Origin of the sequence: Pedococcus sp. NPDC057267 (assembly GCF_042668795.1) — a bacterium.
Lineage (GTDB): Bacteria > Actinomycetota > Actinomycetes > Actinomycetales > Dermatophilaceae > Pedococcus.
Genome location: NZ_JBHUYG010000029.1, coordinates 26,477 through 41,083, shown reverse-complemented (window position 1 = coordinate 41,083; position 14,607 = coordinate 26,477). Strand labels below are relative to the sequence as shown.

Here is a 14,607-nt window from a genome sequence, read left to right as displayed (position 1 = left end):
GTGAACACCGCGAGCCGGGTCGGCGCCTTCGGCGCCGGCCTGGCCGTGGCGTTCGGCGCCGCCCTCGGCGTCGGCCACCTCGCCGACCCCCGTGTGCCGGCGGCTCCCGCCGGTGCCCACGCCGACGGCGCCGGCCACGACGGCATGGCGAGCGGCGACGACCACGCCGACGGCGGCCACGCCGCGATGGACGCGGCCGCTCCGGCCACCGAGCTGCCCGGAGGACTCCAGGTCGCCGAGAACGGCTTCCGGCTCGTCCTCGACCACTCGACCACCGCGGCCGGGCGCGCAGCCACGGTCTCGTTCCGCGTCCTCGACGCGGACGCGCAGCCCCTGAAGGCCTACACCACCTCGCACGACAAGGACCTGCACCTCATCGCGGTGCGTCGTGACCAGACCGGGTTCCAGCACGTGCACCCGACCCTGGCGGCCGACGGCAAATGGTCGACGACGCTCGACCTGACGCCGGGGCCGTGGCGCCTGTTCGCCGACTTCGACCCGGCCGGGGAGGCGCCCGCCACGACGCTGGGCACGGACCTCCTCGTGCCCGGACCGTTCGTCCCGCAAGCACTTCCGCTGCCGAGCACGACGACGACGGTCGACGGGTACACCGTGACCCTGGACGGGTCGCTGACCCCGGGACGTGACTCGCGCCTCACCCTCTCGGTGTCGCGGGCCGGCCGGCCGGTGACCGACCTGCAGCCGTACCTCGCGGCCTACGGGCACCTCGTGGCCCTGCGCCAGGGGGACCTGGCATACCTGCACGTCCACCCCGACGGCGAGCCCGGCGACGGGCGCACGCAACCGGGTCCCGGCATCGTGTTCCACACCACCGCACCGAGCGCCGGCACCTACCGGCTGCACCTCGACTTCAAGCACGGCGGCGTCGTGCGGACCGCAGCGTTCACCGTCGTCGCCGGGAAGGAGGCCACCACCCATGGCCACTGACACCGGCACGACCGGCCCCACGCCCGGTCCGTCCAGCTCGGACGCGGCGTCCGGCGGCGGCACCGCCACGACGACCCGCGACGTCGAGCTCGTCATCGGCGGCATGACCTGCGCGTCGTGCGCGGCCCGGATCGAGAAGAAGCTCAACAAGCTCGACGGCGTCACTGCCTCGGTGAACTACGCGACCGAGAAGGCGCGCGTGACGTTCCCCGACACCCTGACGCCCGACGACCTCGTGCACACCGTCGAGGCGACCGGCTACACCGCGGAGGTCCCCGCACCGCGCGAGACCGCCGCCGAGCCCGTCCCCGGCGGCCAGGAGGACCGCACCGACACCGCCCTGCGCGCCCTGCGCCACCGGTTCCTCGTCTCAGCGGCCCTGGCCGCCCCGGTCATCGTCCTGGCGATGGTGCCGGCCTGGCAGTTCCGTTACTGGCAGTGGGCCTCGCTCGTCCTGGCGGCCCCGGTTGTCGTGTGGGGCGGCTGGCAGTTCCACCGCGCTGCCTGGACGAACCTGCGGCACGGGCAGTCGACCATGGACACCCTCGTCTCGGTCGGCACGCTCGCGGCCCTCGGGTGGTCGCTCTACGCCCTGTTCCTCGGCACCGCCGGCGAGCCGGGCATGACGCACCCGTTCCGCTTCACGCTCGAGCGCACCGACGGTGCGGGAAACATCTACCTCGAGGCCGCCGCGGGCGTGACCGCCTTCCTGCTCGCCGGCCGGTATGCCGAGGCGCGGGCCAAGCGCGCGTCCGGCGCCGCCCTGCGGGCGTTGCTGGAGATGGGCGCCAAGGACGTCAGCGTCCTTCGGGGCGAGGGCGAATCGGCGCGCGAGGAGCGCGTACCCGTGTCCGAGCTGGCCGTGGGGATGCGGTTCGTCGTCCGCCCGGGCGAGAAGATCGCCACCGACGGCGAGGTCGAGCAGGGCACCAGCGCGGTGGACGCCTCGATGGTGACGGGCGAGTCCGTGCCGGTCGAGGTCGGCCCCGGAGACGCCGTCATCGGCGCGACCGTGAACGCCGGCGGCCGCCTCGTCGTGCGCGCCACGCGGGTCGGCGCCGACACCCAGCTCGCCCAGATGGCGCAGCTCGTCGAGGACGCGCAGAACGGCAAGGCCCAGGTCCAGCGGCTGGCCGATCGCGTGTCCGCCGTGTTCGTGCCGGTCGTCATCGTCCTGGCCGTCGCGACCCTCGGCTTCTGGGTCGGCACGGGTGCCGGCTGGACCGCCGCCTTCACCGCGGCCGTCGCCGTGCTCATCGTCGCCTGCCCCTGCGCCCTCGGCCTGGCCACCCCCACCGCCCTCATGGTCGGGACCGGCCGCGGCGCCCAGCTCGGCCTGATCATCCGCGGGCCCGAGGTGCTGGAGTCCACCCGGCGCGTCGACACCGTGGTGCTCGACAAGACGGGCACCGTGACGACCGGCCGGATGACCGTGCAGGACGTCGTCGCCGCGACCGGCGAGGACGCCGCCGAGGTGCTGCGACTGGCCGGCGCGGTCGAGGCCGCGTCGGAGCACCCGGTCGCCGCCGCCATCACGGCGCGCGCCGCCGAGGCCGGTGACCTGCCGCCGGTCGAGGACTTCGCCTCGACTGCCGGGCTCGGCGTCCAGGGCGTCGTCGAGGGCCACGCCGTCGTCGTCGGCCGCCCGCAGCTGCTCGAGGACTGGTCGGTCGCGGTCCCGCCGGAGCTCGCCGGCGCGCTCGACACCGCCCGGGGACGTGGCGCCACGGCCGTCGTCGTGGCCTGGGACGGCACCGCCCGTGGTGTCGTCGCCGTCGCCGACACCGTCAAGGACACCTCCGCCGAGGCCGTCAGCAGGCTGCGGGACCTCGGCCTGCACCCGGTCCTGCTGACCGGCGACCACGAGGCCGCGGCCCACGAGGTCGCCCGGGCCGTGGGCATCGACGAGGTCGTCGCCGACGTCCTCCCGCAGGACAAAGTCGACGTCGTCCGCCGGCTCCAGGACGAGGGCCGGGTCGTGGCGATGGTCGGGGACGGCGTCAACGACGCGGCCGCGCTGGCCCAGGCCGACCTCGGGCTGGCCATGGGCACCGGCAGCGACGTCGCGATCGAGGCGAGCGACCTGACGCTCGTGCGGGGCGACCTGCGCGCGGCCCCGGACGCGATCCGGCTGGCCCGGCGCACGCTGGGGACGATCCGGGGCAACCTGTTCTGGGCGTTCGCCTACAACGTGGCCGCGATCCCGCTCGCCGCGTCGGGGCTGCTGAGCCCGATGATCGCGGGCGGCGCGATGGCGCTCTCGTCGGTGTTCGTCGTGACCAACAGCCTGCGGCTGCGCGGCTTCCAGCCGACCCGCTGACGCCGGGTCCCCGCGGGATCGGGGGTGCAGGCGTGGCGTGTCCGTCACATCTGCATCGCCGATGACGGGTGACAGGCGTGCGGGCGACGGCCGTCAGCCGGCGCAGGCGACGTGGGTCGTCGCGGTGGGCCTGGCCTCGAGCCGCTCCCTCGGGATGGGCCGGCCGCACACCGTGCAGGTGCCGTAGCTGCCGTCCTCGACCCGGCGCAGCGCCGCCGCGACCTCCTCGAGGTGGGCCAGCGCGTGCCGGGCGAGGGCGTCGACCTGGGCGCGCTCGAAGGCGATCGTCGCGCCCTCGGGGTCGTGCTCGTCGTCGGCGTTCGACCCCTCGGACGCCGCGACGATCGCGGCGACGTCGGCCTCCCGGTCGCGCAGCGAGGCCAGCGTCTGCTCGCGCTCCTGCTCGAGCCGGGTGCGCGCCCACGCCAGCAGCCCGGCGGGGGACGACTCCGGGGCGAGGTCGGCGTGCGGTCTCGGGTCGGGCGTCACCCGACGAGCCTAGGCAGGCAGCGGCCGGCGGCGCAGCGACCACGCGAGCATCGACAGCCCGCCCACCGGGATCTCCGCACCGAAGATGAAACCCCGGTACAGCAGCACCCCGGCTGCGGCGAGCGCCGGCTCCACCCGGAACGCCACGAGCACCCCCACCATCCCCAGCTCCACGATCCCCGACGCGCCCGGCGTGATCGCGGCCATCGTCAGGATCCGCTCCACCGCGAACGCCGCCGCCACGACCGCCGGGTGCACGTCGGCCCCGATCATCCGCAGGCCGGCCCAGAGGAGCAGCGCCTGCAGCGCGGAGTACGCGAGCTTGGCGCCGACCATCCGGCCCCATCCGGCGGCGACGAGGCCCGCGCTCTCGCGGCGGAACGACGCGGCCCGCTCGGCATACCCCTCCTCGGCGCGCGGCAGGAACCGCACCCGCGCCACCACGCGGTCGGCGCACCGGCCGAGCCAGCGCACCGCGCGGTCGTCGCGGGCGACGAGCCACACCGCGAGGACGCTGGCGGTGAGCAGCCCGAGCCCGACGTATGCCGCGGTGCTGACGCTGCTCGACACCTCCACGCCGGCAACGCCGAGCCAGAGGAGCGCCAGTCCGGGCAGGACGAGCTTGAGGAGGGTGTCGACGAGGTTGGTGAGGACGGCCCAGCGGCCGAAGGCGGCCGTGGTGAAACCCCACGACCGGGCCATCCGCCAGTTGGCGACGGTGCCGGCCGCCCCACCGAGCGGCAGCAGGTTGGACACGAACGAGCCGGTGAGGTTGAGCAGCAGCGCCCGGCGGTGGGACAGGCCCGGCATGGCCGCGGTGAGCGCGGGTGTCTGCGCCCACAGGCCCGCCAGCCAGACGACGGTCAGCACCGCGACCTGCAGCAGGCTGAGGCCGCCGAGGACCGCCGCGATCTGCGACCAGCCGGCGCCGGCCACCTTCGGCAGCGCGATGGCGAGGATGCCCACGGCCAGGCCACCGGACAGCAGGAGCCTGGCGGCCCTCCCCCCGCCGCGACCCCCCGGTGCGCGGCGGGCGAGCCGGTACCGCGCGGCAGGACGACGCAGGTCTGCGGTCGTCGCCGTCGACGGGTGCGGCTCGGTGTGGAGGGCCATGGCCCCACGGTGACGGTCGGGCGCATGCGGGCGCATCCGGCTTTCTACCCATCTCGACCCCCACCACGGACTAGTCCCCTCAGGGTCGACCCTGAGGCGACGAGAGGTCCGGCGGCCGGTGGTGCCGCGGCCTGCCGGCCGCGGTCGCCCCTACGGCTGGCTCAGTGCACGTGGTCGCGCCAGTCCGCCGGGACGGCGCCGGCCGGGCCGGGGACGGGCTGGTCCACCGGGTGGCTCTGCGGGTCCGCGAGCCGCGGGCCGAGGAACCCCTGCCCGCTCGGGAAGTCCCAGAACCAGTCCTCGCCCGGCTCGAAGCTCGTGATGACGGGGTGCCCGGTCTCCCGGTGGTGGGCGGTCGCGTGCTGCGAGGGCGAGGAGTCGCAGCACCCGATGTGGCCGCACTGCGCGCACCGGCGCAGGTGGACCCACCAGCCGCCGCTCTCGAGGCACTCGACGCATCCCGTGCCGCTCGGGGGGACGCCCGGGTCGATCCCGTCCCGGGGGGTGTCGGCCTGCTGCTCGGTCATCGGACCACCTCCTGTCCCCACCGTAGGACGCAACCGGCGGGATCGCCCGCGGCGACCTACCGTGGCGCCATGAAGCGCCCCACGCCGCTGCCCCCGGGCCCGGGGCAGGAGTCCGTCTGGGACTACCCCCGCCCGCCGCGGGTCGAGCCCAGCAGCCAGCACGTCGAGGTGTGGCTGGGTGGCGTCCGGGTGGCCGACACGACCCGCTCGTGGCGGGTCCTGGAGACGAGCCACCCGCCGACGTACTACCTGCCGTCCGCCGCGTTCGCCCCGGGCGCGCTGCGTCCCGCCGAGGGCTCGTCGTGGTGCGAGTGGAAGGGCCGCGCCGCCTACCTCGACCTCGTCACCGGGGACGTGGTGGCACCGCGAGCCGTGTGGACGTACCCCGAGCCCACCCGCGGGTTCGAGGTCCTGGCCGGGGCGTATGCCGTGATGCCGGGCGCGGTCGACCGGTGCGTCGTCGACGGGGAGACGGTGCGCCCGCAGGAGGGCGGCTTCTACGGGGGCTGGGTGACCGACGTGGTGGTCGGCCCCTTCAAGGGCGGTCCGGGCACGCACGGCTGGTGACGCGCCGGGAGGATCGGCTCTTCGAGCCGGGTCCGGGCACGCACAGGTGGTGACGCGGCACGCGGTCAGTCGGCGAGCGCCTTGCGCGCCTCGTCCCGAGCAGCCTGGGCCTGCTTGCGTTCCCGGACGGCGTCCGTGACCGCCTCGAGCGCGCGCTCGTCCGCCTCCCGGGCCTTGGCCAGCTGTCGCTCGACCACGGCGAGACGCTCACGGGTCTCCTCGGCGCGCTCCCTGGCCACGGAGACCGCGCGTTCGGCGTCGGCCAGCCGACGCTCCGCCTGCGCCAGCTCCGCCTCTCGCTCCGCCCGGAGCTCGGCCGCGCTGTCGCCGGCCCCCTCACCGCCGGCCCCGTCGCCGTCGGCCCCCTCACCGCCGGCCCCGTCGCCGTCGGCCCCGTCGCCGTCGGCCCCGGACCCCGCCGCGTCGTCGTCGAGCTGCTGGTCGCGGGGCTTCCGGACACCCCCGGGGCGGCCGTCGCCAGCACGGGCGCCGCGCCCCCCGGGAACCACCGTGAGGATCGCGCCGCCCGTGGTTCGCGCCAGGGCCTCGGCCAGGTCGACCTCGCCGAACCCGCTGTAGGACAGCGAGCGCGTCAGCTGCCCCGACGTGACCGCAGCGGACGCCTGCTCGTCGGCGAGCGCCGCGATCGCCGTTGCCCGGACCTCCTGCTGGGCGGCCGGGCTCAGCGACCGGCCGGCCTCGGAGACCGCCCGCGTCGCCGCCCGCACGTACACCTCGACGGTGGCGTCCCGCTCCTTGCGCATGCCGGTCAGTGCCGCTGCGTCGAGCCGCGACTGGGCCGACCGCATCCGCTCCCCCAGGTCGACCAGGTCGGCCACGACGTCCTCGGCCTCCCGGGCCGTGAGGTTCACCGCCCACGCGGCCAGGCTCGGCTTGCGCAGCCTGCCGATCTCGGTGGCGGCCGCCTTGTCCGAGGCTGCCCTGGCGTCGGCGACCAGGCGCGCACGGGTCGCCATGAACTCGTCCGGCCCGACGGCATACAGGTCCTGCATGGCCTCGGCCACGCGGTCAGCCACCGTGGGCCTCCGACCCGGCGCCTTCGGACCGCACCTCCGCTGACGCCGCGCCGTCCAGCCCGAGGAGGCGGGCGCCGTTGTGCCACAACACCTTCCGCAGCCAGTCGTCGCCGAGACCGAGCCGGTCGAGCGCCTCCAGCTGGTGGGCGTACGGGTAGGGGATGTTGGGGAAGTCCGAGCCCAGCACGACGCGGTCCGCCAGGACGCCGAGCCGCTCGACGTACGACGGGGGCAGCGGCGCGAACGCGTTGGCGTAGTCGGTGCCGGCCATGGTCGTGTCGAGGTGAACGCGCGGGTACCGCTCGGCGAGGTCGGCGAACGCGTCGTACTCCCCCATGCCGAGGTGCGCGACGACGAGCACCAGCTCGGGGAACCGCTCGAGCACCGCCTCGACCGGGCGCGGACCCGTGTGCTCGCCGTCCTTGGGGGCCGAGCCGGCGTGCAGGACGACCGGCACCCCGGCCGCCTCGAGTGCTGCCCACCCCGGGTCGAGCAACGGGTCGTCCGGGGCGTAGCGGCCGACCTGCACGTGCATCTTGAACAACCGGGCGCCGTCGGCCAGCGCCCGCTCGACGAGGTCGCCGACCCCGGGCTCGGGGTAGAGCGTGGCGCTGTGGACGGCGTCGGGGACGCGGGCGGCGAAGTCGGCGCACCAGTCGTTGAGCCACTGCACCATGCCCGGCTTGTGCGGGTACGTCAGCGACGGGATCGCGCGCACCCCGAGTGCCCGCAGGGTGGCCAGCCGCGTGGGCTCGTCGTCCCGGTAGTGGATCGGCCACGGCTGCCCGTAGTGCTGCGCCGCCTCGTCGAAGTAGGCCCACACCTTGGCCAGCATCCGCTCGGGCAGGAAGTGCACGTGGATGTCGGCGAGCCCGGGGAGCCCGAGGCCGCGCCAGTATGCCGGGACCTCGGCGTCCGTCCGCGGCGCGCGTGGTGACGTGGTCACGGTGGCGACGCTACGGCATACCCGGGCGTGCGCCGACGGGCACCGGAACGGTGGCTACGGGGCGCCCAGCTCGCGCTGGATGCCCTCCACGGTCTCGTCGCCGAGCTTCTCGAAGACCCGCTGCATCAGCGGCTCGGCCAGCTTGGCGACCCCGTTGAACTCGATGTGCGCGGAGTAGGTGACCGTGCTGCCGGTCGGCGACGCCACGACGCGGATGTCGTCGGTGGAGGTCGCGGTCTTGTTGGTGCCGCGCAGGACCACGTGGTCGCTGTCCATCGTCACCAGCCGGTAGTCGAGCTCGGTCTCGCGCCCCAGCACCTTGGAGACGTTGCGCCACTGCGAGCCGACCTGCACGGGGCCGGAGTCGACGCGTTCGCAGCGCACGGTGCCGGGGTCCCAGGCCACGGCGTTGGAGAAGTCGGCGAGGTAGGCGACCACCTCGGCGGGCGGGCGGCTGACCGGGAAGGAGCGGACGACGTCGACCATGGGGACGACGCTAACCCGGCGGCGCCGGACCCGCCCGGTGGCGAGGGGGCGGGCCCGGCCGGCAGCCGAGCGGGGTGGGCCCGCAGCCGAGCGGGGTGGGCCCGCAGCCGAGCGGGGTCGACCGTCCAAAAAGAGGGGGCGCGCTGTCGGGGGCCGGTACTAGCCTCGATCGAGGGGCCGGCGCAGCGTCGCGCAGGGGGTCCCCGACCTCGCGACGTCCGCCGCGAGCTCTCGCCCGTCCCTCCTCACCCGGAGAGGTGCCGATGTCAGCACCAGCCACGACACCCGTGTACCCCGAGAAGATCGACGCCGCCGTCCTCAAGGTCGCCGGCGTCGTCGTCCTCGGGGCGATCATGTCGATCCTCGACATCACCGTCGTCAACGTCGCCCTGCGCACGTTCCAGACGGCGTTCGGCGGCGAGCCCCTGGCCTACTCCACCGTCGCGTGGACCGTCACCGGCTACACGCTCGCCCTCGCCACCGTCATCCCGATGTCCGGGTGGGCCGCCGACCGCTTCGGCACCAAGCGCCTGTACATGATGGCGATCCTGCTCTTCACCCTCGGCTCGGTGCTGTGCGCGACCGCGAGCTCGATCGGCATGCTCATCAGCTTCCGGGTCCTGCAGGGCCTGGGCGGCGGCATGCTCATGCCACTGGGCATGACGATCATGACCCGCGCTGCCGGCCCGAAGCGGATGGGCCGCCTCATGGCGATCCTCGGCATCCCGATGCTGCTGGGCCCGATCTTCGGCCCGATCCTCGGCGGCTGGTTGATCGACCACTTCACGTGGCACTGGATCTTCCTAATCAACGCGCCGATCGGCCTCGTCGCCCTCGTCTACGCGTTCTTCGCCCTGCCCAAGGACAACCCGCAGCCCTCGGAGTCCTTCGACTTCGTCGGCATGCTCATGATGAGCCCGGGCCTGGCGCTGTTCCTCTACGGCGTCTCGTCGATCCCCGGCGAGGGCGGCATCGGCCACACCAAGGTCCTGCTGCCCGGCCTGGTCGGGCTCGCCCTGATGGTCGCGTTCGTGCTCTACAGCTTCAAGCCGAAGCACCCGCTGCTCGACCTGCGGCTGTTCAGCAACCGCAACCTCACGGTCTCGATCATCACGATGTTCATCTTCGCGGCGTCGTTCTTCGGCGGCCTGCTGCTGATCCCGCAGTTCCTCCAGCAGGTCCAGCACGAGACGCCGCTCAACGCCGGGTGGCTCGTCGCACCGCAGGGTGTCGGCGCGATGCTCACCATGCCGATCGCGGGCGCGCTCGCCGACCGGTTCCCGGTGGGGCGGATCGTCCCGTTCGGGCTCGTGCTCATCATCGGCGGCATGTTCACCCTCACCCAGATCCAGGCCGACTCCTCGCACTGGGGCTTCCTCATCCCGGTGCTGTTCGTCATGGGGCTGGGCATGGGCAGCACGATGATGCCGATCATGACCTCGGCGCTGAAGACGCTGACCCACCACGACGTCGCCCGCGGGTCGACCCTGCTCAACATCACCCAGCAGATCGCCAGCTCGGTGGGTGTGGCGACCTTCTCGGTCGTCCTGACCAACCAGATCAACAGCCGGCCGCTGGCGGCGCAGGGTGGTCAGTACCTCGAGGTCGCGGCCACGCAGGGCCCGAAGGCGGCCCAGGCGGCAGCCGCGAAGCTGCCCATCGTCGGCCAGTTCTTCGCCGACCACGGCGGCAGCCCGCAGGCTGCGGCCCAGGCGCTGGCCGGCCAGGTCGCGAAGCTGGCGGCCGACGCGTACGCCCACACCTTCTGGGTGGCTGCCTCGCTGGTGAGCCTGTCGCTCGTCGCCGCGCTGTTCCTGCCGCGCCGGCACGAGGAGTCGCACCTGCTCGACGACGCCGACACCGAGGGGGCACCGCCGGTGATGGTCCACTGACGCAGGACCTCCTGCGCCGGGTCCCCGAGGAGTTCGGCGTCGGGCTCGTCGGCGTCCACCCCGTCGGGGTGGGCGCCGACGCGCGTGCAGCCCTGTTCCGCGGGGTCGTCGGCAACGGCCGCTCGTATGCCGTGAAGACCAGCACGGGTCCGCAGCCCGGCATCGCGGTGGCCGGGCACCTGGCGGGAGCCGGTGTCCCCGGGGTCCCGGCGCCTCTTCCGTCGCACGAGGGTGGGCTGACGTCCGAGCGCGAGGGGGTGCGGCTGAGCGTCGTGCCGTGGGTGTCCGACCGGCGCGGACTCGACGTGGGTCTCGAGCCGGGGCACTGGCGCTCGCTCGGCGCCCTGCTCGCCGCCGTCCACCGGGTGCCGGTCGACACGGCGGGGCTGCGGGCCCTGCCGTCGGTGGACCACGACCCGGGGCCGCTCCTGGTCCGGCTGGCCGAGCTCGACCGGCGTCTGGGGACGACGGGCGCGGTCGACCCCCACGTGGGCGCGCTGCTGCGGCTGTGGGGGGCCGGGCGAGACCGCCTGCTCGCGGTCGGGGAGGTCGCGCGCACGGCGGCCAGCGACACGCAGGCGTGGACCGACGCACCCACCGTGGTCGCGCACACCGACCCGCACCCGGGCAACGTGCTGCTGGCCGACGACGACGCGCACGGGGTCTGGCTGGTGGACTGGGACGACGCCGCCCGCGCGACCCCGGAGTGGGACCTCATGTTCGTGGTCGGCGGAGTTCTGGCGACGCCGACCCCGGCCGACCAGGCGGCGTTCGTCGAGGGGTACGGCCCGGTGCGCCTCGACCCGGTGCGGCTCCGGTACGTCCAGTCGACCAGGGCGCTGCACGACGTCCTCGACTTCGCGGACGACGTGCTGGCGACGGACCGGCTGGCGGAAGCACACCGCCGCTGGTCGGTCGAGGTGCTCTCCGGCCAGCTGTCACCGGGCGGGCTCGTGGCGTTCGCGCTCGGCGAGCGCGGATCCGACAGACTCGGGCCATGAGCTCCCCCACGGCGCCCGCCCTCGCCCGGTTCGCCGGCCGCACCGCCGTCGTGACCGGCGCAGCCCACGGCATCGGCCGCGCCACCGCGAGGCGCCTGCACGCCGAGGGGGCGAACGTCGTGCTCGCCGACCTCGACCCGGACGCGGCGAAGGACGCCGCCGCCGCGCTGGGCGACCGCGTCCTGGCCGTGGGGTGCGACGTCACCGATGCGGGGTCCCTCGAGCGTGCCGTGACCGCCGTCGTGGGGCAGTTCGGCGCCCTCGACGTGCTCGTCTGCAACGTCGGGGTCGCCACCGGCGAGGGGTTCGACGCGCTCGACGACCGGGCGTGGTCGTTCCAGCTCGAGCCGACCCTGCACGGCACGGTCCGCACCATCCAGGCCGCCCTGCCCCAGCTGCTCGCCTCTGCGTGGGGCGGGTCGGTGGTGATGACCGGCTCGGTGAACGGGCTCGCCGCGTTCGGCAACGTCGGCTACTCGCTGGCCAAGGCCGCACTGCCCAACCTGGCGCAGAACCTCGCGGTCGAGTACTCCGCCACCCGCGTCGGCGAGGGGCAGCGGCCGGTGCGGTTCAACGTCGTCGCCCCCGGCACGGTGCGCACCCGGGTCTGGGACGACCAGGACCCGGACGCCCTCGTCCCGCTCTACCCCCTGGGGCGCGTCGGCGAGCCGGAGGACATCGCGGCGGCCGTCGCGTTCCTCGCGTCCGACGACGCCTCGTGGGTCACCGGGATCACCCTGCCGGTGGACGGCGGCATCCTGGCCGGCCCCGCGCTCGCCTTCCAGGAGCGCAACCGGGGCCGGGGCGACTGACGCGATCAGCCCTGGGCGGCATCCCCGGAGTGGTCCCCGGCGATGTTGACCATCCAGTCCACGCCGAAGCGGTCGGTGCACATGCCGAACTCGTCGCCCCACGGCTGCTGCGACAGCGGGACCGAGACCGTGCCACCCTCGGACAGCCTGTCCCAGAACCCGCGCAGCTCCTCGCCGTCGCCGGACAGGCTCACCGAGATGCGGCTGCCCTCGCGGTACTCCATGTGGGGCGGGGTGTCCGACGCCATGAGGGTGAAGCCCTGGGGTGTCTCGAGCTGGCCGTGCATGATGCCGTCGGCGCCGGGCTGGTCGGCCTGGCCGAACTCGCCGAACGTGCTGAGCCTGAGCTCGCCGCCGAAGACGTCCCTGTAGAACTCGAGTGCCTGCCGGGCGTCGTCCTTGAAGCCGATGTAGGGGTTGAGCGTTGACGTCATCGTCGACCTCCTCGTGGTGGGCTGGTCCTTCGAGCGTAGGAGCCACCACCGACGGCGACGAGGTCCCGATGACGTATGCCGGGGGGTCACCCCACCAGCCACGCCCGGCGCGCCTCCGGGTCCCAGCGCCGCAGGGCCGTGGCGGTGCCCGCCGTGGGCGTGGGCAGCGACCGCGCGAGGGCCAGGGCCTGCGGCGCGAGGTCCTCCGGCAGCCGCCGGGCGAGGGTGACGTGCGGGACCCAGGGCGGCTCGTCGGCCGTCGAGGGGCTCGAGAGTGCCCCGAGCACGCGGTGGTGCAGGACGTCGACGGCGCCGTCACGCTCCACCGGCAGCACGAGCGCCGGCCGCCGCTCGCCCAGCAGCGTCGGGGCGGCGAGCTCGAGCGGAAGCGGCAGCCGGGCCGCCAGGGACGCCAACGCCTCCTCGGCCGTGGCCGTCACGACCGGCACGGCTGCGAGGGTCACGTGCGGGGCGTTGGTCGGGCCGCGGTGGTCGGCCTGGCTGGGCAGGCCGGCCTGCGCCAGTGCCTGCCACAGCCCGCGCACCGCCGCGTCGGTCGCGGCGTCGAGGACGAGCTCGACGGACTGCAGCGGCACGGCAGGTCCCGAGCTCAGGCCGACGCGATGTGCACGAGCGCGTCGCCGCGGTTGACCAGCGGCGACCGGCTGTGGCCGATGACGATGCCGTCGCGGTCGGCCCGGACCAACCGCAGCGTCCGGCCGAACGAGTCCGACAGGGCACCGAGCCGCTCCCCCTGCCCGACCCGGCGGCCGAGCCCAACCTCGAGGTGCAGGATGCCGGTGGCCCGCGCGCGTACCCAGCCGCTCGTGCGGCAGGGGAGGCTCGGCTCCTCGGCGAGGTCCACGGGATCGGTCATGCCCAGGGCAGCCAGCACGCGGCGTACGCCCACGACGCCCGCCGTGATCGCCCACTCGTCGAACCGCCACGGCTCCCCGGCCTCGTAGAGCAGGACGGTCGCCCCCGTCTCCCGGGCGGCCGAGCGCAGCGAGCCGTCGCGGAGCTTGGCGTGCAGCATCACCGGGGCCCCGAACGCCTCGGCCAGCGCGAGCGTCTTGGGGTCGTCGAGGTCGGCGCGCACCTGCGGCAGGTTGGTGCGCCCGTCGGAGCCGGTGTGCAGGTCGATGCCGACCTCGCAGGGCGCGACCACCTCGGTCATCATCAGGTGCGCGATCCGGCCGGCCAGGGACCCGCGCGGGGAGCCGGGGAACGACCGGTTGAGGTCGCGGCGGTCGGGCAGGTAGCGGTCGCCGGCCATGAAGCCGTGGACGTTGACGATGGGAACGGCGATCAGGGTGCCGTGCAGGGTCTTCGGGGACAGCCCGGCGAGCACGCGCCGCACGATCTCGACCCCGACCACCTCGTCCCCGTGGATGGCGGCGTTGACCCACACGGTCGGGCCGTCCTCGCGGCCGTGCATCACCTGGACCGGCAGGCTGAGCTCGGCGCCGGTGACGAGGCGGGTGATGGGAAGGCCGACGTCCTGCTTGCTGCCCGCACGGACCCGGACGGGGCCGATCGCGAAGGAGGGGCGGGCCATCAGCGACCCCGGTTCTGGCGCCGCACCGACAGCGGCGGCCGGCCGCCGAGGTAGGAGCGGGAGGAGTCGACGAGGAAGCCCTGGCGCAGCGCCTCCCGGCCGACGAGCATCCGGAAGCCCATCGCGTCCCGGTTCGTGAGGGTGACCTCGGCGGTCACTGGCCGGCCGACCAGGGACAGCTCCAGCTGCACGACCAGGCGGTCCTCGAGGTGCCCCGAGGAGCTGCGCACCGTGCGCCGGTCGTGGACCGGGCGCTCGACCGTCACGGCGTCCCGGGGCGAGCGCTGCCACGGGTGCACGGAGAACCGCACCCAGTCCTCACCGTCCCGGTCCTGCTCCTCGACGTCGAACGCGTGCAGTGCCGACGTGCGCGCCCCGGTGTCGAGCTTGGCCTTGAGCCACGGGACCCCCACCTCGGGCAGGCTCACCCACTCGCGCCACCCGACGGGGGTGCTTAGATGGTTCGGCTTCGACACC

16 protein-coding genes are annotated in these 14,607 nt (G+C 74.6%); 6 read left to right on the top strand and 10 right to left on the bottom strand.

Annotated features, from left to right (window positions below; translation table 11 throughout):
• Window positions 1–948 (top strand): hypothetical protein (locus ACFUC1_RS08660; protein WP_379118672.1); only part of this gene is annotated, 948 nt, incomplete at its 5' end.
• Window positions 938–3,268: a heavy metal translocating P-type ATPase gene (locus tag ACFUC1_RS08655; protein ID WP_379118670.1), complete on the top strand. Its 2,331-nt coding sequence runs from the start codon at window positions 938–940 to the stop codon at window positions 3,266–3,268. The genes ACFUC1_RS08660 and ACFUC1_RS08655, both read left to right, overlap by 11 nt.
• Before the next feature lie 93 nt (window positions 3,269–3,361).
• Here the strand turns inward: ACFUC1_RS08655 and ACFUC1_RS08650 are convergent, their stop codons facing one another.
• From ACFUC1_RS08650 to ACFUC1_RS08640, 3 genes are all read right to left on the bottom strand, one after another.
• Window positions 3,362–3,697 carry a TraR/DksA C4-type zinc finger protein gene (locus tag ACFUC1_RS08650; protein WP_379118675.1) on the bottom strand — a complete coding sequence of 112 codons (336 nt, stop codon included), beginning with the start codon at window positions 3,695–3,697 and terminating at the stop codon, window positions 3,362–3,364.
• A gap of 69 nt (window positions 3,698–3,766) precedes the next feature.
• On the bottom strand, window positions 3,767–4,870 hold the full coding sequence (locus tag ACFUC1_RS08645; RefSeq protein ID WP_379118668.1) for a YbhN family protein: 1,104 nt from the start codon (window positions 4,868–4,870) through the stop codon (window positions 3,767–3,769).
• 161 nt (window positions 4,871–5,031) lie between these two features.
• Window positions 5,032–5,397, bottom strand: a complete 366-nt coding sequence (locus ACFUC1_RS08640; protein WP_379118666.1) for a UBP-type zinc finger domain-containing protein — start codon at window positions 5,395–5,397, stop codon at window positions 5,032–5,034.
• 69 nt (window positions 5,398–5,466) lie between these two features.
• Here ACFUC1_RS08640 and ACFUC1_RS08635 point away from each other — a divergent pair, with 69 nt between their 5' ends.
• Window positions 5,467–5,964 (top strand): DUF427 domain-containing protein, encoded by a 498-nt coding sequence (locus ACFUC1_RS08635; RefSeq protein WP_379118664.1) that lies wholly within the window; start codon window positions 5,467–5,469, stop codon window positions 5,962–5,964.
• 65 nt (window positions 5,965–6,029) lie between these two features.
• Here ACFUC1_RS08635 and ACFUC1_RS08630 read toward each other — a convergent pair whose 3' ends face one another.
• Genes ACFUC1_RS08630 through ACFUC1_RS08620 form a run of 3 tightly spaced genes read right to left on the bottom strand, consistent with a single transcriptional unit; the run spans window position 6,030 to window position 8,433 of the window.
• Window positions 6,030–7,001: a hypothetical protein gene (locus ACFUC1_RS08630; protein ID WP_379118662.1), complete on the bottom strand. Its 972-nt coding sequence runs from the start codon at window positions 6,999–7,001 to the stop codon at window positions 6,030–6,032.
• Window positions 6,994–7,947 carry an amidohydrolase family protein gene (locus tag ACFUC1_RS08625; protein WP_379118660.1) on the bottom strand — a complete coding sequence of 318 codons (954 nt, stop codon included), beginning with the start codon at window positions 7,945–7,947 and terminating at the stop codon, window positions 6,994–6,996. The genes ACFUC1_RS08630 and ACFUC1_RS08625 overlap by 8 nt, the downstream gene beginning before the upstream one ends.
• A gap of 54 nt (window positions 7,948–8,001) precedes the next feature.
• A complete protein-coding gene (locus ACFUC1_RS08620; RefSeq protein ID WP_379118659.1) occupies window positions 8,002–8,433 on the bottom strand; it encodes an SRPBCC family protein in 432 nt (143 codons plus the stop codon).
• A 263-nt stretch (window positions 8,434–8,696) separates the two neighbouring features.
• Between ACFUC1_RS08620 and ACFUC1_RS08615 the strand changes: the two genes are divergently transcribed.
• The 3 genes from ACFUC1_RS08615 to ACFUC1_RS08605 all read left to right on the top strand — a co-directional run bounded on the left by ACFUC1_RS08615 (window position 8,697) and on the right by ACFUC1_RS08605 (window position 12,138).
• Window positions 8,697–10,325 carry a DHA2 family efflux MFS transporter permease subunit gene (locus ACFUC1_RS08615; protein ID WP_379118657.1) on the top strand — a complete coding sequence of 543 codons (1,629 nt, stop codon included), beginning with the start codon at window positions 8,697–8,699 and terminating at the stop codon, window positions 10,323–10,325.
• Between the two features lie 68 nt (window positions 10,326–10,393).
• Window positions 10,394–11,326, top strand: coding sequence for a phosphotransferase enzyme family protein (locus ACFUC1_RS08610; protein ID WP_379118655.1), 933 nt, complete (start codon window positions 10,394–10,396; stop codon window positions 11,324–11,326).
• Window positions 11,323–12,138 (top strand): SDR family NAD(P)-dependent oxidoreductase, encoded by an 816-nt coding sequence (locus ACFUC1_RS08605; protein ID WP_379118653.1) that lies wholly within the window; start codon window positions 11,323–11,325, stop codon window positions 12,136–12,138. The genes ACFUC1_RS08610 and ACFUC1_RS08605 overlap by 4 nt, the downstream gene beginning before the upstream one ends.
• Window positions 12,139–12,143: 5 nt before the next feature.
• Here ACFUC1_RS08605 and ACFUC1_RS08600 read toward each other — a convergent pair whose 3' ends face one another.
• The 4 genes from ACFUC1_RS08600 to ACFUC1_RS08585 all read right to left on the bottom strand — a co-directional run bounded on the left by ACFUC1_RS08600 (window position 12,144) and on the right by ACFUC1_RS08585 (window position 14,606).
• Window positions 12,144–12,572 (bottom strand): VOC family protein, encoded by a 429-nt coding sequence (locus ACFUC1_RS08600; RefSeq protein WP_379118651.1) that lies wholly within the window; start codon window positions 12,570–12,572, stop codon window positions 12,144–12,146.
• Between the two features lie 86 nt (window positions 12,573–12,658).
• On the bottom strand, window positions 12,659–13,168 hold the full coding sequence (locus tag ACFUC1_RS08595) for a 2'-5' RNA ligase family protein (RefSeq protein WP_379118650.1): 510 nt from the start codon (window positions 13,166–13,168) through the stop codon (window positions 12,659–12,661).
• A 14-nt stretch (window positions 13,169–13,182) separates the two neighbouring features.
• Complete coding sequence (locus ACFUC1_RS08590; protein ID WP_379118648.1) at window positions 13,183–14,130, bottom strand: succinylglutamate desuccinylase/aspartoacylase family protein; 948 nt, start codon at window positions 14,128–14,130, stop codon at window positions 13,183–13,185.
• A complete protein-coding gene (locus ACFUC1_RS08585; protein ID WP_379118647.1) occupies window positions 14,130–14,606 on the bottom strand; it encodes an ATP-dependent zinc protease in 477 nt (158 codons plus the stop codon). The genes ACFUC1_RS08590 and ACFUC1_RS08585 overlap by 1 nt, the downstream gene beginning before the upstream one ends.
• Between the last annotated feature and the right edge of the window lies 1 nt (window position 14,607).

Bases quoted from the DNA above. Each gene is read 5' to 3' on its own strand.
- ACFUC1_RS08620 (WP_379118659.1), bottom strand. From the start codon at position 8,433: ATGGTCGACGTCGTCCGCTCCTTCCCGGTCAGCCGCCCGCCCGCCGAG.
- ACFUC1_RS08645 (WP_379118668.1), bottom strand. From the start codon at position 4,870: ATGGCCCTCCACACCGAGCCGCACCCGTCGACGGCGACGACCGCAGAC.
- ACFUC1_RS08635 (WP_379118664.1), top strand. From the start codon at position 5,467: ATGAAGCGCCCCACGCCGCTGCCCCCGGGCCCGGGGCAGGAGTCCGTC.
- ACFUC1_RS08590 (WP_379118648.1), bottom strand. From the start codon at position 14,130: ATGGCCCGCCCCTCCTTCGCGATCGGCCCCGTCCGGGTCCGTGCGGGC.
- ACFUC1_RS08600 (WP_379118651.1), bottom strand. From the start codon at position 12,572: ATGACGTCAACGCTCAACCCCTACATCGGCTTCAAGGACGACGCCCGG.
- ACFUC1_RS08615 (WP_379118657.1), top strand. From the start codon at position 8,697: ATGTCAGCACCAGCCACGACACCCGTGTACCCCGAGAAGATCGACGCC.
- ACFUC1_RS08655 (WP_379118670.1), top strand. From the start codon at position 938: ATGGCCACTGACACCGGCACGACCGGCCCCACGCCCGGTCCGTCCAGC.
- ACFUC1_RS08640 (WP_379118666.1), bottom strand. From the start codon at position 5,397: ATGACCGAGCAGCAGGCCGACACCCCCCGGGACGGGATCGACCCGGGC.
- ACFUC1_RS08605 (WP_379118653.1), top strand. From the start codon at position 11,323: ATGAGCTCCCCCACGGCGCCCGCCCTCGCCCGGTTCGCCGGCCGCACC.